Source organism: Curtobacterium sp. MMLR14_002 (assembly GCF_001864975.1).
In the GTDB taxonomy this organism is placed as follows: Bacteria; Actinomycetota; Actinomycetes; order Actinomycetales; family Microbacteriaceae; genus Curtobacterium; species Curtobacterium flaccumfaciens.
In genome coordinates, this window is record NZ_MJGT01000080.1 from 2,480 (window position 1) to 2,778 (window position 299).

At 64.5% G+C, this 299-nt stretch carries 1 protein-coding gene; it reads right to left on the minus strand.

Going from position 1 to position 299, the window contains the following annotated elements; genetic code table 11:
• Positions 1-197 (minus strand): NusA N-terminal domain-containing protein (locus tag BIU91_RS18250; RefSeq protein ID WP_290439509.1); only part of this gene is annotated, 197 nt, incomplete at its 3' end.
• Positions 198-299: the final 102 nt, after the last annotated feature.

Below are 299 nucleotides of genomic sequence, written 5' to 3' on the forward strand. Positions count from 1 at the left end.
TCGGGGACGTAGACGCTGACCTCGCCGGACTTGCGGTCGAGCTCCACACGCGACTGCGCGTGGGCCGGCTCGCCGTTCTCGTCGGCGTGCTTCTGGTAGGCGGTCAGGATGGCAGATTCGATGATCTGGACGAGCTCGTCGAACGGGATCTCCCGCTCGCGCTCCATGAGTCGCAGGACTGCGAGATCGATCTTCACCGAGGTGCCTCCGTATTCAGATGAGTCGCTCCTGCGGGGTGGAACTGCGCAGAAGTCGGCCACAAGCGTACCCCAGAACCAGGAGACGGACAGGAGGCCCGT